This window comes from Collinsella sp. AM15-2 (genome assembly GCF_003471985.1).
Taxonomy (GTDB): Bacteria; Actinomycetota; Coriobacteriia; order Coriobacteriales; family Coriobacteriaceae; genus Collinsella.
Window position 1 is genome coordinate 1 of the sequence record NZ_QRKO01000005.1, and the last position, 23050, is coordinate 23050.

General features: G+C 60.6%; 17 protein-coding genes. 12 read left to right on the top strand and 5 right to left on the bottom strand.

Features of this window, described 5'->3' with window-relative positions:
• Positions 1–114 precede the first annotated feature (114 nt).
• From hisS to larD, 4 genes are all read left to right on the top strand, one after another.
• Complete coding sequence (hisS, locus tag DW171_RS03445; protein WP_117757833.1) at positions 115–1428, top strand: histidine--tRNA ligase; 1314 nt, start codon at positions 115–117, stop codon at positions 1426–1428.
• Between the two features lie 257 nt (positions 1429–1685).
• Positions 1686–4499: a phosphoenolpyruvate carboxylase gene (locus DW171_RS03450; protein ID WP_369832462.1), complete on the top strand. Its 2814-nt coding sequence runs from the start codon at positions 1686–1688 to the stop codon at positions 4497–4499.
• Positions 4500–4963: 464 nt separating this feature from the next.
• Positions 4964–6241 (top strand): nickel-dependent lactate racemase, encoded by a 1278-nt coding sequence (larA, locus tag DW171_RS03455; protein WP_233504135.1) that lies wholly within the window; start codon positions 4964–4966, stop codon positions 6239–6241.
• A gap of 49 nt (positions 6242–6290) precedes the next feature.
• Positions 6291–7022, top strand: coding sequence for a D/L-lactic acid transporter LarD (larD, locus tag DW171_RS03460; RefSeq protein WP_117765423.1), 732 nt, complete (start codon positions 6291–6293; stop codon positions 7020–7022).
• 301 nt (positions 7023–7323) lie between these two features.
• Here the strand turns inward: larD and DW171_RS03465 are convergent, their stop codons facing one another.
• The 4 genes from DW171_RS03465 to serB all read right to left on the bottom strand — a co-directional run bounded on the left by DW171_RS03465 (position 7324) and on the right by serB (position 10320).
• Positions 7324–7863 (bottom strand): TetR/AcrR family transcriptional regulator, encoded by a 540-nt coding sequence (locus DW171_RS03465; RefSeq protein WP_118270422.1) that lies wholly within the window; start codon positions 7861–7863, stop codon positions 7324–7326.
• Between the two features lie 2 nt (positions 7864–7865).
• Complete coding sequence (locus tag DW171_RS03470) at positions 7866–8777, bottom strand: LarC family nickel insertion protein (RefSeq protein WP_118270423.1); 912 nt, start codon at positions 8775–8777, stop codon at positions 7866–7868.
• A gap of 10 nt (positions 8778–8787) precedes the next feature.
• Positions 8788–9570, bottom strand: coding sequence for a nickel pincer cofactor biosynthesis protein LarB (larB, locus tag DW171_RS03475; protein WP_118270424.1), 783 nt, complete (start codon positions 9568–9570; stop codon positions 8788–8790).
• Positions 9571–9684: 114 nt separating this feature from the next.
• Positions 9685–10320 (bottom strand): phosphoserine phosphatase SerB, encoded by a 636-nt coding sequence (gene serB / locus DW171_RS03480; protein WP_118270425.1) that lies wholly within the window; start codon positions 10318–10320, stop codon positions 9685–9687.
• Positions 10321–10576: 256 nt separating this feature from the next.
• Here serB and aspS point away from each other — a divergent pair, with 256 nt between their 5' ends.
• The gene (aspS, locus tag DW171_RS03485) at positions 10577–12364 is read left to right on the top strand and encodes an aspartate--tRNA ligase (protein WP_118270426.1); all 1788 of its coding nucleotides are present in this window, start codon (positions 10577–10579) and stop codon (positions 12362–12364) included.
• 304 nt (positions 12365–12668) lie between these two features.
• Here aspS and DW171_RS03490 read toward each other — a convergent pair whose 3' ends face one another.
• Complete coding sequence (locus DW171_RS03490; RefSeq protein ID WP_118270427.1) at positions 12669–13685, bottom strand: LacI family DNA-binding transcriptional regulator; 1017 nt, start codon at positions 13683–13685, stop codon at positions 12669–12671.
• Positions 13686–14061: 376 nt separating this feature from the next.
• Between DW171_RS03490 and DW171_RS03495 the strand changes: the two genes are divergently transcribed.
• The 7 genes from DW171_RS03495 to DW171_RS03525 all read left to right on the top strand — a co-directional run bounded on the left by DW171_RS03495 (position 14062) and on the right by DW171_RS03525 (position 22961).
• Positions 14062–17070, top strand: a complete 3009-nt coding sequence (locus DW171_RS03495) for a glycoside hydrolase family 2 TIM barrel-domain containing protein (RefSeq protein ID WP_118270428.1) — start codon at positions 14062–14064, stop codon at positions 17068–17070.
• A gap of 3 nt (positions 17071–17073) precedes the next feature.
• Positions 17074–17529 (top strand): hypothetical protein, encoded by a 456-nt coding sequence (locus tag DW171_RS03500; protein ID WP_117757843.1) that lies wholly within the window; start codon positions 17074–17076, stop codon positions 17527–17529.
• Between the two features lie 153 nt (positions 17530–17682).
• Positions 17683–19146 carry an amino acid permease gene (locus DW171_RS03505; protein WP_117736197.1) on the top strand — a complete coding sequence of 488 codons (1464 nt, stop codon included), beginning with the start codon at positions 17683–17685 and terminating at the stop codon, positions 19144–19146.
• Between the two features lie 421 nt (positions 19147–19567).
• The gene (locus DW171_RS03510; protein WP_158559602.1) at positions 19568–19816 is read left to right on the top strand and encodes an HPr family phosphocarrier protein; all 249 of its coding nucleotides are present in this window, start codon (positions 19568–19570) and stop codon (positions 19814–19816) included.
• Positions 19817–20005: 189 nt separating this feature from the next.
• Positions 20006–20248: a FeoA family protein gene (locus DW171_RS03515; protein ID WP_022094360.1), complete on the top strand. Its 243-nt coding sequence runs from the start codon at positions 20006–20008 to the stop codon at positions 20246–20248.
• A gap of 40 nt (positions 20249–20288) precedes the next feature.
• A complete protein-coding gene (locus tag DW171_RS03520; protein WP_006234774.1) occupies positions 20289–20510 on the top strand; it encodes a FeoA family protein in 222 nt (73 codons plus the stop codon).
• Positions 20511–20633: 123 nt separating this feature from the next.
• Positions 20634–22961: a ferrous iron transporter B gene (locus DW171_RS03525; RefSeq protein WP_118270429.1), complete on the top strand. Its 2328-nt coding sequence runs from the start codon at positions 20634–20636 to the stop codon at positions 22959–22961.
• The last annotated feature ends 89 nt before the right edge of the window (positions 22962–23050 follow it).

Genomic DNA, 23050 nt, shown 5'->3' on the forward strand with positions numbered 1-23050 from the left:
TCTGGCCGAACGAGTCCCCATACCCTCGTTCGGTCAGACACGCCGCCGCGTTGCTGCTTTGTGCCGTATAATGTCCACTACCTATGACGCGATACAAAAGAAAGGTGTTTGCCCATGCAGGCACAGAAGGCGGAGGGAACCCGCGACCTTATCGGCGCCGAGATGCGCGCTTGGCAAAAGATGCAGCAGATCGCTGCCGGCGTGTTCGAGCCGTTTGGTTTTAAACCCATCGAGACGCCCGCGATCGAGCAGGTGGACGTCTTTGTCCACGGCATCGGCCAGTCGACCGACGTCGTGCGCAAGGAGATGTTCCGCGTCTTTAGCGGCGCCAACCTGGAGCGCGTCTTTACCGAGGGCACCGACACAAAACTCAAGCCCAAGCAGCGCCTGGCGCTTCGTCCCGAGGGCACGGCCGGTGTGGTGCGCGCAGTCGTGGAGAACAACCTGGTGCCCCAGGGCTCCACGCCGTTTAAGGCTTACTACGCCGAGGCCATGTTCCGCGGCGAGCGTCCCCAGAAGGGCCGCCTGCGTCAGTTCCACCAGGTGGGTATCGAGTGGCTCGGCGCTCCCGATCCGGCGGCAGACGCCGAGTGCATCATCATGCTCATGGAGTTTTACAAGCGCCTGGGCTTCGATCTTTCCAAGCTCCGTCTGCTCATTAACTCGATGGGCGACGCTCAGTGCCGTCCGGCTTACCGCGAGCAGGTCAAGCAGTTTATCCTCGATCACGCTGACGAGATGTGTGACGAGTGCCGCGAGCGCGCCGAGCTCAACCCGCTGCGTGCCTTCGACTGCAAGAACGACCACTGCCGCGAGATCATGGCCGACGCGCCGCTGATGGGCGACAACTTGTGCGACGAGTGCCGCGAGCACTACGAGCAGGTCAAGCGCTATCTGGATGCCGCCGGTATCGAGTATGTCGAGGATCCCACACTGGTGCGTGGTCTGGACTACTACACCCGTACCGTCTTTGAGGTCGAGGCTCCCGGCGCCGGTGTCGGCTCCATTGGTGGCGGCGGTCGCTATGACGGTCTGGTCGAGCTCGAGGGTGGCAAGCCCACGGCGGGCGTCGGCTTCGCTGTCGGTTTTGAGCGCGCCCTGCTGGCCCTGCAGGCCTTTGGTAACGACTTGGGTGCCGAGGAGGCCCCGTGCGTCTACGTCGCCAACGCCGGCAAGGAGCTGCGCCAGAACGTCTTTGCCATCACGCAGGAGCTTCGCGCCGCTGGCATCGTGACCGAGGCCGACTACCAGGGTCGTTCGCTCAAAGCTCAGTTTAAGCAGGCCGACAAGGTTGGCGCCAAGCTCATTTTGGTCCTGGGTGGCGACGAGCTTGCCGCCGGCAAGGTCAAGGTGCGCGACATGGAGAGCCATGAAGAGGTCCTTGCCGATCTGGCCAACGTCGTCGAGGCGGTTCGCGAGCGCCTGTAGCGCATCATTTTGAGCTGCGGGTCCGCTTGAGTGTCTCGTCCATTGCGAGCGATTGTTACGGGGGTGTTTCGCATTTATGCGGAATGCCCCCGTTTGTGTATGCCGTCCACCGAGAAATACGACCATTTAGAGCAAAAACCCTTGCAATGCAGAAAAAACTTTTGTGTGGTAAAGCGCAATCAGTGTCGAAAGTATTTCGCAAGCGCCTATAATGAATACCGCATGTTACGTGCATAGAAGGAGGAATGGGAGGAAACGTGGCTGAGAACCTAAGCAACCAGTCTGTACCCGAAGCCGCGGCGCGCGTCGCTGCCGTGGTCAACCGCCTCGTTAACCGAATCGGCTCGAATGCCGAATCCAAGGAGCGTCTCGCTGAGATCGAGATCCCCGAGGAGCTGCGCGACAATCTGGCGCTGTTCTTGCGCCTGGAGCGCCGTGTGCTTAGCGAGTATGATCCCGAGATTGCGGACCTGTTCGACAAGATTTTGACAGCCGAGATTGTGGCCAATGCCGGCAACCCCGGTAGCCGTGCTGTCGACGAGTCCGTCGACGAGCAGGGCGTGCCCACTGCCGACGAGCCCACCGCCGTGGCGTTTCGCGAAGTCGTCGATCTGATCGACAGCCTGCCGCTCGATAAACAGCAGGTTATCGTCCGCGCCTTTACGAGCTTCTTCCATCTGGCAAACCTGTCGGAGGAGAATTACCGTGTGGCGCAGCTGCGCGAGCGCGAGGCCGGTGCGTCGACCGATACCGAGGTCGATCCCGCCAACGAACTCACCGTCGCCTATCACCAGTTGGTAAACGAGATGGGTGTCGAGGGTGCCAACGAGCTGCTCGGCAAGCTTGAGTTCCACCCTGTCTTTACCGCACATCCCACCGAAGCCCGTCGCAAGGCCGTCGAGGGCAAGATTCGCCGTATCTCCAACCTGCTGGAGGAGCGTCCGCGTCTGGGCGGCTCCGACCTGGTGGAGAACGAGCGCCATATGCTGCAGGAGATCGACGCCCTGGTGCGTACGAGCCCCATCGCGCTCAAGAAGCCCACGCCGGTCGAGGAAGCCGATACCATCATCGACATCTTCGATAACACGCTGTTCGACGTCATTCCCGTCATCTATCGTCGTTTTGACGACTGGGTGCTGGGTGATAAGGCCGGTACCGTGCCGCCGCTGTGCCCGGCATTCTTCCATCCCGGCAGCTGGATCGGCTCCGACCGCGACGGTAACCCCAACGTCACCGCCAAGGTAAGCCGTGAGGTCGCCGCCAAGTATTTCACCCATATGGTGCTCAAGCTCGAGGACAAGTGCCGCCGCATCGGCCGCAACCTCACGCTCGAGGCCACCTACAGCAAGCCGTCTGCCGAGCTCATCAACCTGTGGAACCATCAGGTCGAGATGAGCACCCAGTACACGGCACGCGCCGAGCTGATCTCCGAGCACGAGCCGCATCGCGCCGTCATGCTCGTCATGGCAGACCGACTCAACGCCACCGTCCGTCGCATCACCGACACCATGTACCACAGCGCCGATGAGTTCCTGGAGGACCTGCGCGTCGTCCAGCGCTCGCTGGCCGCCTGCGGTGCCGTCCGTGCTGCCTACGGCCCGGTCCAGACCATCATCTGGCAGGTCGAGTCCTTCGGCTTCCATATGGTCGAGATGGAGTTCCGTCAGCACTCCGTGGTGCACGCCCGCGCCCTCAAGGATATCCACGAGAACGGTATCCATGGCGACCTGCAGCCCATGACGCGCGAGGTCATCGATACCTTCCGTGCCATCGGCTCCATCCAGAAGCGCTACGGCAAGAAGATGGCGCATCGCTACATCATCTCGTTTACCAAGAGCGCCCAGCATGTGGCCGACGTCTTTGAGCTTGCCCACCTGTCCTTTGCACACGAGGAGGATGTCCCCGAGCTCGACGTGATCCCGCTGTTCGAGCAGCTCGAGGACCTTGAGGGCTGCGTCGACGTGCTCGACCAGATGCTTACGCTGCCCGTGGTGCAAAAGCGCCTTGCCCAGACCAACCGCCGCATGGAGGTCATGCTGGGCTATTCCGACTCCTCCAAGGACGCCGGTCCTACCACGGCCATGCTCGCGCTGCACTCCGCGCAGGAGCGCATCGCCAAGTGGGCCGAGAAGAACGATATCGACCTGGTGCTCATGCACGGTCGCGGCGGTGCCGTGGGCCGTGGCGGCGGCCCGGCCAACAAGGCCGTGCTGGCGCAGCCCAAGGGCTCGGTCAACTGTTTCTTTAAGCTCACCGAGCAGGGCGAGGTCATCTTTGCCCGTTACGGCAACCGCACGCTGGCCCAGCGCCATGTTGAGTCCGTTGCCGCCGCAACGCTTTTGCAGTCGGCCCCGAGTGTCGAGAAGACCAACACCGAGACCACGCAGAAGTTCTGGGATATGGCGGAGAAGCTCAACGCAGTAAGCCATGAGCGCTATCTGGACCTGCTGAACACCGAGGACTTTACACCGTGGTTCTCGACCGTGACGCCGCTGACCGAGGTCGGTCTGCTGCCGATCGGCTCGCGTCCCGCCAAGCGCGGCCTGGGCGCCAAGTCGCTCGACGACCTGCGTACCATTCCGTGGATCTTCAGCTGGAGCCAGGCGCGCATCAATCTGGCCGCTTGGTACGGCCTGGGTACTGCCTGCGAGCAGCTTGGCGACCTTGATCAGCTCAAGGCTGCCTACCAGGAGTGGCCGTTCTTCCGCACCTTTATCGACAACATCGAGATGTCGATCGCTAAGACCGACCAGCGCATTGCCAAGATGTATCTGCACCTGGGCGATCGCCAGGATCTGTCCGAGAAGGTCTTCACCGAGATGCAGCTCACCCGTAAGTGGGTCCTTGCCATCGTCGGTGACGAGTGGCCGCTACAGCGCCGCCGCGTGCTTGGCTGCGCTGTCCGCGTGCGCAACCCCTACGTCGACGCCCTGTCCATCGCCCAGGTCCGCGCCCTTCGCGAGGTGCGTATGAACCAGGACGAGATGGCCGAGGAGAAGAAGGCCGAGTACATGAGCCTGATTCTTTCGACTGTGACCGGCGTCTCGGCAGGATTGCAGAACACGGGGTAATCGATAGCCCTGTAGTCGTCCGGGCCCGCCATCAGCTTACTTTTAGGCACGTCCTCGGACATGCAAGAAGCCCTCGCTGCGCACTTCGTGCGGCGAGGGCTTCTTGCGTCCTGCGGAGTGTGCCTAAAAGTAAGCTGATGGCGGGCCCTACGATGTCCGGTCTTCGGTGGATTACTGGCTGGAGAGAGCTGGCGCGCTTCGCGCGTTTTGGATTGGGCCTGTCCCGGCGGCGCGTTTGGCGCTTCGCGCCTCGCGTCTTATCGATCGGGATTGATATGCATTTGGCGCTTCGCGCCTTACGACTGTAGCGGCCGCGGTTCCTTTTGGGATTGCGGCCGTTTTGTTGTGGGTCAAATATGAACGTTGTGTTAATGAGTCGGTGGACGGTGGTGTTTTTCGGCGAGCGGCGTATCCTCTCAACGGTTTAACTAGTGTGTTAGATGAAAGGAAGAGGGCGCTCGTCATTGTTTGAATGTGAACTGCCGTTTGACCACAAGACGTTGCATCTGGAACTCGAGGATAAGAACTTCGCGGGTGTGATGGAAGGTCATCAAAACGAGTTTAAGACCACGAAATCGCAGGAAGAGCTGGTGGAGGAGTCGCTTTCCAACCCTTACGGCTCGCCTTCGCTCGAGGAGCTTTGTGCTGGCAAGAAGGATATTGTCATCATTAGCTCAGATCATACGCGTCCCGTTCCCTCGCGTGTGACGATGCCTATTCTGCTGCATCACATCCACTCCGCTGCGCCTGAGGCGCGCGTTCGCATTCTGGTTGCTACGGGTATGCATCGTCCGTCGACGCACGAGGAGCTCGTCAACAAGTACGGCGAGGAGATCGTTGCCAACGAAGAAATCGTTATGCACGTCGCGACTGACGACAGCATGATGAAAAAGATCGGCACCCTGCCTTCTGGTGGCGAGTGCATCATCAACAAGATTGCGGCCGATTGCGATCTGCTGCTTGCCGAGGGCTTTATTGAGCCGCACTTCTTTGCCGGTTTCTCTGGTAGCCGCAAGTCCGTCCTGCCTGGCATCGCCAGCTACAAGACCATCATGTACAACCACAACGGTCAGTTTGTGAACGATTCCCACTCGCGTGCCGGCAACCTGTGCCACAACCACGTGAGCGAGGACATGTTTGCCGCCGCCGAGATGGCTCACCTTGCCTTTGTGCTCAACGTGGTGCTCAACGGCAAGCACGAGGTCATTGGCTCCTTTGCCGGCGACATCCACAAGGCGCACGAGGCTGGCTGCGAGTTCGTGAAGAGCCTTGCCGGCGTTGAGCCCGTCGAGTGCGAGATCGCCATTACCACTAACGGCGGCTACCCCCTCGATCAGAACATCTATCAGGCTGTGAAGGGCATGTGCGCTGCCGAGGCCACGCTTCCCGAGGGCGGTGTGATCATCGACGTCGCCGGTTGTGCCGACGGTCACGGCGGCGAGGGCTTCTATCACAACATCGCCGACAACGATCCGGCAGAGTTTGAGCGCGCCTGCATCGATCGTCCTAAGGACGAGACCCTGCCCGATCAGTGGACGAGCCAGATCTTTGCCCGCATCCTGGCGCATCACCCTGTGATCATGGTCACCGACCTGTGCGATCACCAGATGCTCAAGGATATGCACATGACGCCGGTCAACACTATCGAGGAAGCGCTCAAGCTCGCCTTTGAGATGAAGGGTGCCGATGCCAAGGTCGCCGTCATCCCCGATGGCCTGGGTGTTGTTGTCGCACAGCACTAGTGCGCGGCTTAAACGAATCGTTTATAACCGACAAGAAAGATAAGGTTTTATGCTTACCAAACTCCTCTGCGAATTCGGCGCAACGGCCCTCATGATCGTCTTTGGCGTGGGCGTTCACTGCGATACCGTGCTCAAGGGCACCAAGTATCAGGGCTCCGGCCATATGTTTGCCATCACCACCTGGTCCTTTGGCATCTCGGTCTGCCTGTTTGTCTTTGGTGGCGCTGTGTGCATGAACCCCGCCATGGTGCTTGCCCAGTGCATCGTCGGCCTGGTGCCGTGGGGCAACTGCATCCCCTTCATGCTTGCCGATATGCTCGGCGGCTTTGTGGGTGCCGTGATCGCTTGGTTTATGTATGCCGATGAGTTCAAGGCTTCCGAGGGCGTCGTCGACCCCATTGCCCAGCGCAACATCTTCTCGACCAACCCCACCACCGAGGGCACGAACTATGCTCGTAACTTCTTCTGCGAGGCTATCTGCACCTTCGTGTTCATCAGCGCCATCCTTGCTGCCGCTAGCCGCGCCGGCGAGAACGTTCTGATGCTCGCAATCTGCGTCGGCCTGATCGTTTGGGCTGTCGGCATGGGCATGGGCGGCATCACCGGCTTCGCCATGAACCAGGCTCGTGACCTTGGTCCTCGCATGGCCTATCAGGTGCTGCCGATTAAGAACAAGGCCGATAACAACTGGAAGTACGGCCTGCTTGTTCCTGGCATCGCGCCGTTTGTCGGTGCTATTGTGGCCGCGCTGTTTGTGCATGGCTTCTTGGGCATGTTCTAGTTCAAGGCTACATAGTTGTCCGCTGGCCGCATGGGGTAACTTCCCAGCGCGTCCTCGGACATGCAAAAAGGCTCGCTGCGCACTTCGTGCGGCGAGCCTTTTTGCGTCCTGCGGAATGCGCTGGGAAGTTACCCCATGCGGCCAGCTGCGGGATCTTAGTCGCGTTGGAACAAGCAACCCAACATATATATCTGAATTTGGATGGGAGGGGCTTATTGCTGATAGGGGCGTTGGGCTGATGTTGGCGCTTTGGGATGGGTTGTGCTTTTGGTTGGGCGGGGCATTGGGATGAGGGTTCTGTCTAGCCGAAGAGGGGCTTGATGGCTGATAGGTAGTCTTTGGCTACGTCCTCTTTTGGGGCTTCGAAGTTGTGCCAGGCCCACCATTGGACCATTCCTACGAAGCTTGAGGCTATGTGGTGTAGTAGGAAGCTTCGGTCCATGGTGGCGGCGGGGCCGTTTGGGTCGGTGGGGACGGTTTCGGCTGCTCGTGACATGATGGTCTTGCGTAAGCAGTCGGCGAAGACGCGTGAGCCGGCGCCGGCTACGAGGGCTCGGACGCCCTGGCGGCGCTCCCAGAGGTTGTTGAGGATATGTTCGACCTGTACGAGTGGGTCATCGAGGGGTGTACCGTCATCGTCGAGGGCATGGGTGCAGATATCGCGCACCAGCTCAGCGAGCAGGTCGTCTTTGCTCTTAAAGAGGCCGTAGAATGTCGCGCGGCCTACGTGAGCGCGCGCGATGATGTCGCCGACGGTGATCTTGCTGTAGTCCTCCTCGCGCAGGAGCTCGGAGAATGCTGCAACGATGGCGGCGCGGCTTTTTGCCTTGCGGGCATCCATGGCTATGCGTCCGCGTGAACGAGCAGGCAGCGGAGCGTGTCAGAGCAGCCCTCGTAAGGGCGCTTGCCGGCGCCGTAGCCGACGGCCTCGATGCGGTAACGGACCGGAAGGTGCTCGGACGTGCGTAGCGCGGCGACGATGGCGGCGCCCGTGGGCGTCACGAGCTCGCCGGTGACCGGTGCCGGCGCGAGAGCGATATTGCCTGCCTGGCACAGGTTGACGACAGCGGGGACGGGAATGGGCATGTGGCCGTGGGCGCAACGAATGGTACCGTGGCCCTCGGAGAGCGATTCGACCACAACATCCTCAACGCCCAGGTCGTCGAGGCAGATGGCGACAGAGCAGACATCGACGATGGAGTCGATGGCGCCCACCTCGTGGAACATGACGGTCTCGGGCGTTTTGCCGTGGGCCTTGGCCTCGGCGGCAGCGAGCGCGGTGAAGATGGCGAGGGCGCGACGTTTTGCTCCGTCGCTCAGCTGCGAGCCGTCGATGATGGCGGTGACGTCTGCCAAAGAGCGGTGGTGATGGTGGTGGGCGTGATGGTGACCCTCGTGGCCATGACCGTGGCCCTCATGGTCATGCTCGTGGCAGTGCTCGTGTTCGTGCTCGCCATGATCATGATGGTGGTGCTCGTGCATATGTTCGGCAGCCGCTTCGTTGCCGTAGAGCCAAGCCATATCGTGGTCGTGGTTCTCGAGCTCCTCTGCCAGCTGAACGTCAAAGTCGCAGGCGTCGATGCCATGCTTGTTTACGCGTGAAACGGCAATCTCAAAGCCGTCGACCGGCAGCGTGGCGAGTTGTTCGCGCAGGTGCTCCCCGCTGGCGCCCAGGTCGAGCAGGGCCGCGACGGTCATGTCGCCGCTGATGCCCGAGGTGCCGTCGATGATAAGCGTGCGCTGATGATTTGACATGGAATGCTCCTTAACGGGCGCAGGGTGTGCCGGCGCTCAGATGATTGATAAGACTTGCCTGGTAGGCGGCACCAAAGCCGTTGTCGATATTGACGACCGAAACGCCGCTGGCACAGGAGTTGAGCATGGCGAGCAGCGCGGCTACGCCGCCAAAACTTGCGCCGTAGCCCACGCTGGTGGGAACGGCGATGACCGGACAGCTCACCAGGCCGCCGATAACGCTCGCAAGGGCGCCCTCCATGCCGGCGATGGTGATGACCACCTGCGCCCGGGCAAGTTCCTCGGCGTGCGCGAGCAGTCGGTGCAGGCCAGCGACACCCACGTCGTAGAGGCGATTGACCTCGTTGCCGTAGAACTCGGCCGTCAACGCGGCTTCCTCGGCGACGGGCAGGTCGCTCGTGCCGGCGCAGGCGACGACGATGCGTCCGTTGCCGGTAGGGGAGGGCTTGCCGCCCACGAGGGCGAGCTGGGCGTCCGGGACATATCCCAGGTCGATGTCGTTGCCGAGAAGCTCAGCGGTGCGGGCTGCCTTTTCGGCATCCAAGCGTGTGACCAGGATGCGCTCCTGGCCGGCAACGAGTAATGCTTTGATAATGGCGGCAATTTGCTCGGCGGTTTTACCGGCACCGTAGACAACCTCGCCGGCCCCCTGGCGTACCCCGCGCGAAAGATCGAGTTGCGCAAAGCCCAGATCGGCGGTCGGCGCTGTCTGGATGCGCGTGAGGGCGGCGGCCGGGCTGACTGCTCCGCCGGCAACGTCGCTCAGCAATTGCTCAAGATCTCGCTTATCCATATATGTTCCCTTCGACGGCGCAAAGTTTAGCACTCAAAGGGTATGTTTCCGAACACTAAGACAGAATTGTTCGGAAACTATAGGACAGACTGATTCAATTGCTAGACGGATTGGCTAGTCGCGCAGGATGATGTCCATGGCGAGCATCAGATTGCGCTCGTCGATGGCAAACGGGGCGGCCTCGCGCGTCTTGGGCTTGGCACAAAACGCGATGCCCGTGCCCGCGGCCTGAATCATGGGGATGTCGTTGGCACCGTCGCCGATCGCGACGGTGTGGGCCATATCGACGCTGCACTCAACTGCCCAGTCCAGCAGCTGGATGAGCTTGGACTCCTTGGTCACAATGTCGGCAGCCAACTTACCGGTGAGCTTGCCGTCCACGACCTCCAGACGATTGGCCAGGCAAAAGTCGATACCCGCGGCAGCCACGATCTTATCGGCGACTTCGTGAAAGCCGCCACTCACGACGCCGACCTTCCAACCCTTGCTGTGTGCCGAGCGCACAAGCTCCAACGCGCCGGGGGTAAATGTCACGCGCTCAAAGGTGCGCTCGAACACGCTCTCGTCCAGGCCGGCGAGCAGCCCCACGCGCTCCTCGAGCGCCTGCTTAAAGTCAAGCTCGCCGCGCATGGCGCGTTCGGTGATCTGTGCCACCTGCTCGCCCACGCCGGCCTCTTCGCCCAACAGGTCGATGACCTCCTGGTTGATGAGCGTGGAGTCGATATCCATAACGATGAGGCGTGCAGTCATGGCGGGCCTTTCCGAGTGCTGTTTTATTGGGGCATATTGTCGCACGTGACGAGCGCGGGCGGGTGTCGCGGCGCGTCAATTGTTTCGTCTCCGTCAAGTCTTTGGGCAGGAGCCACTTTTTCGCGGCACATCGACGCGAGTGCGATAAGATAGAACGCCATGTCTGGCTGCGCGGTTTACGCAGGCTGGGCAAATCTGTACGACGCCGCCCGGAACGACACGGGGCGGCACAGATCCATAAAGGAGGATCACTGGTATGAGCCAGACCCGTCCCATCGATGAGCATTCCATGCACACCCGTACCTGCGGCGAGCTTCGCTTCGAGAACGTGGGCGAAGAGGTCACCCTCACCGGTTGGGTGAGCCGTCGCCGCGACCACGGCGGCCTTATCTTCTGCGACCTTCGCGACCGTGAGGGCATCACGCAGCTCACCTTCGACCCCGAGCACTCCGACGGCGACGCCTTTAAGATCGCCGAGACCATGCGTCCCGAGTGGCCCATCAAGATTCACGGCGTCGTGCGCGCCCGTGGCGAGGAGACCACCAACACCAAGCTCGCCACCGGCGAGATCGAGGTCCTGACCGACCACGCCGAGGTGCTCAATACGTCCGTCACCCCGCCGTTCCAGATCGAGGACGGCATCGAGACCAGCGAGGACACCCGTCTGCGCTATCGCTATCTGGACCTCCGTCGTCCCGAGATGATGGCCAACCTCAAGCTGCGCTCCGACTTTACCTTTGCCATTCGCGAGGCGCTGCACAACCGTGAGTTCATGGAGGTCGAGACGCCCTCCCTGTTCAAGTCTACGCCCGAGGGCGCCCGCGACTTCATCGTCCCCAGCCGCATCCAGCCGGGCAACTTCTATGCCCTGCCGCAGTCCCCGCAGCTCCTGAAGCAGCTGCTTATGGTCGGTGGCGTCGAGCGCTACTACCAGGTTGCCAAGTGCTTCCGCGACGAGGACTTGCGTGCCGACCGTCAGCCCGAGTTCACCCAGGTCGATATTGAGATGTCCTTCGTGGACCAGAATGACGTCATGAGCGCGCTCGAAGAGGTCCTGGCCGATGCCTTCGGCCGCATGGGTGTCGAGATGCCCACGCCGCTGCGTCGCATGAACTACTGGGAGGCCATGGACACCTATGGCTCCGACAAGCCCGATACCCGCTATGGCATGCACTTGGTCGACCTGACCGACATCTTCGCCAACTCCAAGTTCAAGGTCTTTGCGACTGCCGCAAACGAGGAGGGCTCTGTCGTCAAGGCTATCAACGCCAAGGGCGCCGGTGCCTGGGCACGTGCCAAGATCGATAAGCTCGCCGGCGTGGCCTCCACGTTTGGCGCCAAGGGCTTGGCCTGGATCGCCTTCCGCGAGGACGGCTCCATCAACAGCCCCATCGTCAAGTTCTTCTCGGACGAGGAGATGGCCGCTCTGCGCGAGCGCATGGACGTCGAGCCCGGCGACCTTGTGATGTTCGCCGCCGGCCCGCGCCTGCTCTCCGACGAGATCCTGGGCGGCATGCGTTCCCACATGGCCAACGCGCTCGAGATCAAGCGCGAGGGCCACGACTTCCTGTGGGTCGTCAACTTCCCGCTGTTCCACTGGGATGAGGACCGCAAGGCCTACGCTGCCGGGCACCAGCCCTTCACCCTGCCGACCGAGACCGACATCGCCAAGATCGAGGCCGACCCGCTGGCAGCCGGTTCGTGCACCTACGACTTTGTCATGGACGGCTTTGAGGCCGGCGGCGGCGGTATGCGTATCCACAACGCCGAGATGCAGATGTCCATGCTCAAGCTCCTGGGCTTTACTGAGGAGCGTGCCGAGTCTCAGTTTGGCTTCCTCATGGAGGCGCTCAAGTTTGGTGCGCCCCCGATGGGCGGTTTTGCTCTGGGCCTGGACCGCGTGTGCATGCTGCTCACCGGTTCCGACTCCATCCGCGACGTCATGGCGTTCCCCAAGACGGCCAGCGGCTCCGACCTCATGTCGGGCGCCCCGAGTGCCGTTAGCGGCGCCCAGCTCAAGGACGTTAGCCTGCGCCTGATGTAGGCGAGCGGCTACATATTGCCCGTAACGAGGGAAGGACGCGCGCCTTCCCTCGTTTTTTATGCGCCGAGGTTGTGGGGGCATGGGATGACCGGGCGTCGCGGAAAGTGCGTCCCGGAATCTGCGTCCAGAACGGGTCGCGCTTTCCCAAAGGGGGTCCTCTGGGAAAGCGCGACCCAGAATTCGGCAAAAAATGGGGCACAGTTTCCGGTTGAGCGGTCTAACGGAAACTGTGCCCCAGAATGAGCACTCAAAACGGGGCAGGCTTTCCGCAACAACTGTCTGGCGGAAAGCCTGTCCTAGTTTCTTATAGCGAGTCTCTCTGGATTAGCTGCATGTGCATCACGGAGGTGGTGGGCTCGGCGCCCTTGATCATGTCGAGCGCAATGTTGGCGGCCATGTGGCCTTCTTCGCGCAGGGGCTGGCGGACGGTCGTGAGCGCGGGGACGCAGCGCGCCGCAATCTCGTGATCGTCGAAGCCGACGACGGAAACGTCCGCCGGAACGGATAGGCCTGCCTCGTTGAGTGCGGTGATGACGCCAGCCGCGATACGGTCCGATCCGCAGAGCACGCCATCGAAAGCAATCTCGCGCGCGAGGATCTGGTGCATGGCCTGATAGCCGTCTCCGCTGTTCCAGCCGGTATAGATAACGTTTGCGCCTGGGAGGTCTTCGCCCAGGACGGTGCGGTAGCCGCGCAGGCGGTCGACAACAGCGGGGTTGTCTTGCGGTCCCAACACGGCGACGATATCTTTGCGCCCGCGCTCTTTCATAGCGAGCGCTGCAAAGCGTCCGCCCTCTTCGTCGTCAGAGTAGACTGTCGAGAACACATCGCGATAGGGGTGGCCCTCGAGCTGGCCGCACAACACGGTGGGTACGCCCAGCTCGCGCAGCACCTCGAGCAGCTCGCTGCCCTTGTAAGGGGAGACGTCGATCACGGCGTCGAACGAGCGGCGCTCAAAGTGCTCGCGTGCGCGGTTGCGCTCATGCGTAGAAGACGCCTGCAAGATAACGGGCAGATAGGACGACTCCGACAGTTCCTCGGTAATGCCGCTCAAAAATTCGCTATAGGTGGGGTCGCTGAAGAGCTCACTCAGGGGCTCGGTCACGAGCACGGCGATGATTTCCGTGCGCCCGACAGCGAGCGCTCGGCCGCGAGCGTTGGGGACAAAATTGACTTTCTTGGCCGCCGCACGGACGCGCTTTTTGGTTTCCTCGCTAATGCGGGGCGAATCGTTGAGGGCGCGCGATGCCGTGGAGCGCGACACGCCGGCAGCTGCGGCAACCTCGGCAAGCGTAGGTGCGGTGCGAACTGGCTGGGTCATGGCGTCTCCTGGAAAATGCGGTCGATGTTGTCACTGATACGGGCTGGTGCGGATACAGCTTACTATAGTGCACCTGAACAGCGTTCATGATATCCGGTGACAGGTGTCGTTTTGCAACCAAGCCGCAATCGAATACGTCTCGTGTGGGTGAGATATCAGCGGGCGTGGCGGTTGCCTACGAGCTTAAGAACGATGTTTTGCGTTGAGTTTCGATATTCAGGGTGACATAAGTGTCGCGGTTGTACAACCGGTTGCACCGTTAATCCGGCCAAATCGACCGTTCAGCGGACAACCGGTTGCACAGTTTTTTGCATCGCCCGTAAGATAAGGACAACCGGTTGCACAAGAATCACTACGATGACGAAGGAGCATCACCATGGACGCCATTAACGATTGGGAAAACCAAGCGCTCACCCACAGGAACCGCCTGGCACCCCATGCGTACTTTATGGGTTATGAGACCGCCGATCTCGCTGCTACGTACAGCCGCGAGCTGTCGCGCGGGTTTGTCCAGCTGTCTGGCTCGTGGCAGTTCCGCCTCTTTGAGGGGCCTGCTGCCGTCTCCAACGAGGAGCTCTCCACGTACAAGTCTGAGTGGGATCACGTGGAGGTTCCGCACCTGTGGCAGGTAGACGGCTATGGCAACCTTGCCTATACCGACGAGGGTTTCCCGTTTCCGGTGGATCAGCCGTTCGTTCCCTCCGACGACCCCACGGGCGTCTACCAGCGCATCGTCAACCTTCCCGCCGTTCCTGCCGGCGCCCGCGAGATCATTCGCTTCGATGGCATCGAGAGCTATGGCGAGCTGTACGTCAACGGCCAGTTTATCGGCATGACCAAGGGCTCGCGTCTGTCCGCCGAGTTCGACGTGACCGACGCGCTCGTCGAGGGCGACAACCTGTTTGCGGTCAAGGTCCTGCAGTACAGCGATGGCAGCTATATCGAGGATCAGGACATGTGGTGGGCTTCGGGCATCTTCCGCGATGTGTACCTTATGCAGCGTCCCGCCGCGCACCTGGTCGACTTTAGGTTCCGCACGCACCGCGAGGGCGATGCCGCTCTGATCACGCTCGATACGGTGGCCGAGGGCGCTACCCGCGTCGTGTTTACGCTCAGCGATGGCGAGAACGTGGTCGCTACGGGCGAGTGTGTCGACGGCCATGCCGAGTGCAGCGTTGCCGATGCCCACTTCTGGAACCCCGAGGACCCCTTCCTCTATGACCTTACGTTTGAGGTCTACGACGGTGACGAGGTCAGCGAGTACGTTCCGCATCGCCAGGGCCTTGCCGAGGTGACGGTCGAGGGCAATCATATCTACCTCAACGGCACCTACTTTAAGATGCATGGCGTCAACCGCCACGATCACGACGATCACAAGGGCCGCGCCGTGGGCCTCGATCGCATGCGCCGTGACCTGGAGCTCATGAAGCGACACAACATCAACGCGGTGCGCACCTCTCACTATGCCAATGACCCGCGCTTCTACGAGCTGTGCGATGAGTATGGCATCATGCTGGTCGCCGAGACCGATATGGAGAGTCACGGCTTCGAGAATATCGGCAATATCGCCCTGGTCACCGACGACCCGGCATGGGAGGCGGCCTACGTCGACCGCATTGAGCGCCTGGTGATGCAGGAGCGCAACCACGCCTGCATCATTATGTGGTCGATGGGCAACGAGAGCGGCTATGGCTGCAACATCCGCGCGATGTACGCCAAGGCTCACGAGCTCGATGATCGTCCGGTCCATTACGAGGAGGACCGCAACGCCGATACCGTCGACGTCATTTCCACGATGTACTCCCGTGTGTCGCAGATGAACGACTTTGGTGAGCATCCGTTCCCCAAGCCGCGCATCAACTGCGAGTACGGCCACTCCATGGGCAATGGCCCCGGAGGCCTGTCCGAGTACCAGGAGGTCTTCGATCGCTGGGATTGCATCCAAGGCCAGTTTATCTGGGAATGGTGCGACCACGGTTTGGCTGCTGTGACCGAGGACGGCGTTGCTTACGATATGTATGGTGGCGACAACGGCGATTACCCCAACAACAGCAACTTCTGCATCGATGGCATGGTGTTCCCTTGGCAGCAGCCGAGTCCGGGCCTCACTGAGTATGGCCAGGTCATCTGCCCGGTTCGCATGGCTTATGACACCGAGGCGGGCGAGCTGACCGTCACGAACAAGCGCTGGTTTACTACCCTCGAGGATGTCTGCCTGTCGGCGGAGACCCTGGTAGACGGCGATGTAGTGTGCCGCAAGACGCTTATGCCCGGCGCGGTGGCTCCCGGCGAATCCGTCCAGCTGCCACTGGTGATTCGCGAGGCCGCGGTAGGCGAGACCCTGCTGACCGTGTGCGCCTACACCATGGCGGCTCACGCCTGGTGCGAGCCGATGTTCCAGCTGGGCGCAAGCCAGTTTGCCATCGCAAACCATCCGGCGCCGGCCATCGCCGCCCCCGCTCGTCCTGAGCTTACGGTCGAGGAGACCGAGCAGGAGATCCGCATTCACTCCCTCAACGGCGAGCTGACCTTCAGCAAAGTCAACGGTACCGTGAGCGAGTGGAAGGCATCCGGCCGCGACGTAATGGCCTCTGGTCCCCAGGTTGGTTTTTGGCATCCGCTCGTCGACAACCACGCTCAGGAGTATGACTCCCTGTGGAAGGACAACTTCATCGATGTGATGCAGACGTCTACCCGCAAGGTTTCTTGGAAGCAGGACGGCAATGCGGTCGTCGTTACCGTGAGCCAGCGTATCGCTCCTCCCGTCCGCGCGTTCGGCATGCGCGTCGAGCTCGTCTACACCGTGCTTCCGAGCGGTCGCGTCGACCTCAAGGTTTCCGGCGAGCCCTACGGCGATTACTCGGATATCATCCCGCGCATCGGCATCTCCTTCGAGGTCCCCGGTTGCAATCGTGCCGTCGAGTGGTATGGCCACGGCCCGGGCGAGAACTATCCGGACTCGCTGCGCGCCAACCCGGTCGGTCATTACCGCACTACGGTCGACGACATGTTTACGCCCTACGTTATGCCTCAGGACTGCGCCAACCGTGAGGGTACCCGCTGGGTTGCCCTGCGCTCCAGTCACGGTGACGGCGTGTTGGTGACTCGTCCGGCTGATGCCGCCTCCAACCCGTTCTCGTTCTCGGCATGGCCCTATAGCTGCGAGGCAATCGATAACGCCAAGCACGTCTACGACCTTGTCAAGGGCGATACGGTCACGGTCAACATCAACGACCAGCTGCTCGGCCTTGGCTCGAACTCTTGGGGTTCCGAGGTACTCGATTCCTACCGCACCCGTTTTGAGAGCTTCAGCTTTGAGGTGTCCCTGCGACCGCTGACGTCTGCCGATCTGGCTCAGGCGCTGGCACCCATTAAGGAGGCATAAGTCATGCATGTCTTTAACTCGCGCGCCGATTTCGACGCTCAGATGAAGTCTGTCAAGAAGTGGATGCGCACCGGTCAGGCGCTCGATGGCGTTGCCGACCTGCAGCACGACGTGGCGTACTCCATCGGCGACTCGTTGGTGTACTGGTGGGTGAACGCCCACGAGGCGGCTACCGCCGACCTGGTCGGTCACCGTCGCTACCATGCCGTGCTCGCCCCGCTCGACGGCGACCTGACTGTCGAGGTGGCTTCCAAGACGGATCTTACCCGCACGCGCGCCTACAGCGATATCGACGATCGCGAGCGCTTTGAGGGTACGGGGGAGACCGTGACGATTCCCGCCGGCGGCGTTGCCGTCGTCGAGATCGACGAGGCCTACCGTGTCGTGGCCGATGTCGCGGATCCCCGCGTCGTGGTACTGCACGTGACGGTTGAAGGTTATTCCTTCCCCAACAAGTAGTATTCGTCCGTTTGGACGTTTGCTTCGCGCCGTTAAGGGGGATGGCTTTGTTGACTCCCTTTTCCCCATTCCCCTTAGCAGGTGCGTCGTCCACGATTGCGCTTGCAGTCCGGACGGTTTTAGATGAGATATAACGGATGATTGGGAGGGCTTATGAGCTCTGAAAAACGAGGAACGATCGGTTCGTTCGCTCTGCTGGGCATGACGGTCGCCGCCGTGTTCGGTATCAAGAACATCATCAACAACAACGCGGCCATCGGCTTGGCAGCTGCGCCGTCGTTCTTCTTCGCCACGCTTTTGTACTTTGTCCCCTATACCCTGGTTACCGCTGAGTTCGTCGGCCTCAACAGGGACTCCGAGTCTGGCGTGTACGCATGGGTTAAGACCTCGATGGGTGGTCGCTGGGCGTTCCTGACGGCATTTAGCTACTGGTTCGTTAACCTGTTCTACTTTGCGTCCGTCCTGCCCAACGTCATCATTTACGCGAGCTACGTGTTCTTTGGTGCCAATGCCGAGCTCTCGCAGCTGTGGATCACCATTATCGAGATCGTCGTCTTTGCTATCGCCACGTGGGTTTCGACCAAGGGCGCTAAGTGGATCGGCTCCATTTCCTCCTTCGGCTCGACCGCGGCTCTCGGCCTGACTGCCGTGTTCATCTTGCTGTCCCTGGCTGCTGCCTTTGGCGGCGTCGAGTTCGCTACGGCTCCTACCCCCGCTAACATGGCTCCCGACATGAGCAACTTCGCAACTATGTGGGGCTTCTTCGGTACGCTTGCCTGGATCATCCAGGGCGTTGGCGGCGCTGAGTCTGTCGGCGTGTTCCTTAACGACCTTAAGGGCGGCGTCAAGGCCTTCGTGCGCACCGTCGTTATCGCCGGCCTGACCATCGGCCTTCTGTACGCAGGTGCTTCGCTGCTGGTCAACCTGTTCATTCCCGAGGGCGGTGTTGCCATCTCCACCGGTATCTTCGACGTATTCGGCGCTGTCTTTGCCCACTTTGGCATTCCCATGGAAGTGTCCACGCGCGTCATTGGCCTGATCCTTCTCGCTGCCACGCTGGGCTCCCTCATGATGTGGACCTCTGCTCCCATCAAGGTCTTCTTCACCGAGATCCCCAAGGGCGTCTTTGGTAGCAAGATCGTCGAGCTCAACGAGCACGGCATTCCCGCCCGCGCCGCTTGGCTGCAGTTCGCCATCGTCGTCCCCATCCTGATCATCCCGGCCTTGGGATCTGGTAACCTCGACGACCTGCTCATGATCGTCACCAACATGACGGCTGCCACTGCTCTGCTCCCGCCGCTGCTGATCCTGCTTGCCTACTTTATGCTGCGCAAGAACTTCGACGCCGCTCCCCGTGACTTCCGCATGGGCTCGCGCAGCTTTGGTCTGGTCGTTGCCGCATTCCTGCTTGTGGTCTTCTGCTTTGTGCTTGTCTGCGGCACCATCCCGCTCGATCAGCCGCTGTGGCTGACGCTGGTCTACAACGTTGGCGGTGTGGTTGTCTTCCTGGGCCTTGCCGTGATGTGGTACAACCGCTATATCAACCGCCTGCGCGAGACCGATCCCGAGGCCGCCGAGAGCGAGCTGCGCCCTTCCGTCCTCGACATGATGGAGTAGCGGCTAGGATTAATCTACAGCTGTGGAATAAATCGATTCCCTTTCCTAAGGAGGGGCCTTACGAGGCCCCTCCTTTTGTGTTTTGGGGCATGGTTTTGGACCCCGTGGTCAAAAAATGCCAAATATGAGTACTGTTGCAAAAGAGGTGTCATATTTTTCGGCCTGTTCTGAGCAAAAACGGGCTCAAAATCAATTTATATAACCCCCTTTAAAGGGCGTTTGACGGCTTTCAACCTCTTCGAATCGCTCAAAGGAGGCAATTTGCTCTCGATTTTGCTGCTACTAAATTGGTGACAGTACTCATATTTGCCACTTTTTGCCCACGAGGTGTTCAGAGGAGCTCTCGACAAGCATCTAACGCTACAATAACTACCACGTGGCTGGGTTTGCCGGTCGAATGTGCGATGCCGCGGGAGGGGACATGGTCGAGTTTACAAAGACGATTAAAGATCCGTTGGGACTGCATGCCCGCCCGGTTGCGCTGCTTTACGACATCATTGCCAAGCATCGTAGCAACGTATCGGTCAGTATCGGCGATCGCCATACCGACGGCCGCGATGTAATGGGGCTCATGGCTCTCTACGGCGAGTGCGGCGAGGACATCATCTTCCGCGTTTCGGGCGTAGACGAGGCTTCCTGCGTCACATCGATCAGAAACCTCTCGCTCTAAGCATGACAGGGCGCGGCAAAGGACAGCTCTTTGCCGCGCCTTTTTGTTTCGTATAGGAAACTTTTTCGAAATCTAAATGGGGACCCTTTCCAAAAAGTTAACCACGTGCTAGTTTACTATAGCGAACATAGACGTGGTTAACTTTTGCTGCGTCGATGTTGAGGACGAACTGACGTTAGGAGCTCACTCATGTCTTGCGGACCGCAGATGCCGGCTATGCCGCTTTCGATGGTAAAAGCGGGCGAAACCGTGCGCGTGTCTCGCGTAAAGGGCAATGAGGATATGAAGCACCATCTCAAGGACCTCGGCTTTGTCGAGGGCAACGAGATCCACGTGGTGAGCTCGAGTGGCGCCAATATCATCGTCACGGTGCTGGGTGCACGCTTTGGTATCGATTCCAAGGTTGCCATGCACATCATGACCGTCGGTTAGTTCGCAGCATTTCGCAAAAAGCTGAAAGGGGGACAAGTACATGAAGACGTTGGGTGACGTCAAGGTGGGCGAGAGCTCTACCATCGTCAAGCTTCACGGTGAGGGTGCACTGCGCCGTCACCTTATGGACCTGGGGCTCATCAAGGGCACGTCGTTTAAGGTCGTAAAGGTCGCACCGCTCGGAGATCCGGTCGAGATCAACGTGCGCGGCTACGAGCTTTCCATCCGCAAGGAGGAGGCTGCCGTCGTCGAGGTCCAGTAAGGGCCAGCGGCGAGTATTTCTGCAGATAAAGTTAGGTTTTTCTAACTTAATGCAGCAACTTTGAAGCACATTATCCAGCTCGCGCGGAGAAAGCAGCGCGGGCACACAAGGAAGAAGGATTGAATGGCGGATTCTCAGATCCATGTCGCGCTGGCGGGTAACCCCAACTGCGGCAAGACCACGCTTTTCAACCTGATCACCGGCGCCAACGGCTACGTTGGCAACTGGCCCGGCGTCACGGTTGAGAAAAAGGAAGCCAAGCTCCTAAGCGACAAGAACGTTACCATCACGGACCTCCCTGGCATCTACTCGCTTTCCCCCTATAGCCCCGAGGAGCAGTGCTCGCGCGATTACCTCATGAGCGGCGAGCCCGATGTCGTCGTCCAGGTGGTCGATGCCACCAACCTCGAGCGCAACCTGTATCTGGCCCTTCAGGTTATCGAGACCGGCCTGCCCGTGGTCGTTGCCCTCAACATGGCCGACTTGGTCGAGAAGAACGGCGACAAGATTGACACGGACAAGCTTTCCAAGAAGCTCGGCTGCCCGGTCATGATGATCTCGGCCCTTAAGAACAAGGGCATCAAAGAGCTGTTCGAGCAGGTCAAGAAGTCTGCCGCTTCTAAGGGCCAGGTGCCGGAGCACAAGTTCGATTCCTCTATCGAGGACGTTCTGGACCACATCGAGAACAACCTGCCGGCGAGCGTTCCCGCCAACAAGCGTCGCTACTACGCTGTCAAGCTGTTCGAGCGCGACGCGGACGCCTGCAAGCTCATCAACCTCACTAAGGAGAAGGCCGCTCGCGTCGAGCAGCTGGTCGCCCAGTGCGAGCAGGATTGCGACGACGACGCCGAGTCCATCATTACCGGCGAGCGCTACGGCGTGATTGCCCACATCATCGACGAGTGCCTCACCAAGGCTCCTGCCAAGATGAGCACTTCCGAGAAGATCGACCGTGTGGTTACCAACCGCATCCTGGGCCTGCCGATCTTTGTGGTCATCATGTTCTGCGTGTACTACATCGCCGTTTCCACCCTGGGCGGCACGGTGACCGACTTCACCAACGACCAGCTCTTCGGTACCGACGGTTGGTACGTGCTCGGTCAGGGCCGCGACGCTTACGACGCGGCCGTCGAGGCTGCGGGCGACAACGCCGACTCGGTCGACCCGGCGCAGTACGGCCCCTATGTCCCGGGTATTACCACCGTGGTGCACGACGCCCTCGTGGCGGGCGGTACCGAGGACGGTGGCCTGGTTGATTCGCTGGTCTGCGACGGTATCGTCGGCGGCTTAGGCGCCATCTTCGGCTTCGTTCCGCAGATGTTCCTGCTCTTTGTGATGCTGTCCTTCCTGGAGGACTGCGGCTACATGGCCCGCGTCGCCTTTATCATGGACCGCGTGTTCCGCCGCTTTGGCCTGTCCGGTAAGTCCTTTATCCCCATGCTCGTGTCCTCGGGCTGCGGCGTCCCCGGCGTCATGGCCACCAAGACCATCGAGAACGAGAAGGACCGCCGCATGACGGTCATGACCACCACGTTCATTCCCTGTGGCGCTAAGCTGCCGATCATTGCCCTGCTCATGGGCTCCATCATCGGCGATTCTTCCACCACCGCCGCATGGATCAGCCCGCTGTTCTACTTCTTGGGCGTCTTTGCCGTCATCGCCTCGGGCCTCATGCTCAAGAAGACCAAGCTCTTCGCCGGTCGCCCGACGCCGTTCGTTATGGAGCTTCCTGCCTACCACTTCCCGGCGATCCGCTCTTGGGCGCTGCACGTGTGGGAGCGCTGCTGGGCCTTTATCAAGAAGGCCGGCACGGTCATCTTCGCGTCCACCGTTGTGGTGTGGTTCCTGTCCAACTTTGGTAGCTACAACGGCACGTTTGGCTTCCTGCCTGCGATGGACGGCATCCCCGAGGAGTTTATGGACTACTCCGTGCTCGCCATGCTGGGCAACCTGGTCGCTTGGATCTTCGCCCCGCTCGGCTTTAGCACCTGGCAGGCCACCGCGCTGACTGTCTCTGGACTTGTCGCCAAGGAGAACGTCGTCGCCACCGCCGGCTCGCTGCTGTCCGTTGCCGACGCCGCCGAGACCGACCCGAGCCTGTGGACCGCGTTCGCCGGCATGTTCCCGACTATGGGCGCTTGCGTTGCCTTTGGCGCCTTTAACCTGCTGTGCGCCCCGTGCTTTGCCGCCATGGGCACTATCCGCAACCAGATGGACTCCGGCAAGTGGACCGCGATTGCCATCGGCTACGAGTGCGCCTTTGCCTGGGTGATCGGCCTGTTCATCAACCAGTTCTACAACCTGCTTGTCCTTGGCCAGTTTGGTATTTGGACGGTTGTAGCCATCGTTCTGCTGGTTGCGATGCTCTTCCAGATCTTCCGTCCCATGCCCAAGCACGCTTGGACCGACGAGGACGAGACCAACACCGCTTCCGCTGCAGTTTCCGCTTAAGTCCGAATAAGGATCAGCCCCTTTCCACGAGCCCGGGTGTCCCAGCGACACTCGGGCTTTTTGGTGAGGGAGATGTGGCGTTTCCGCAG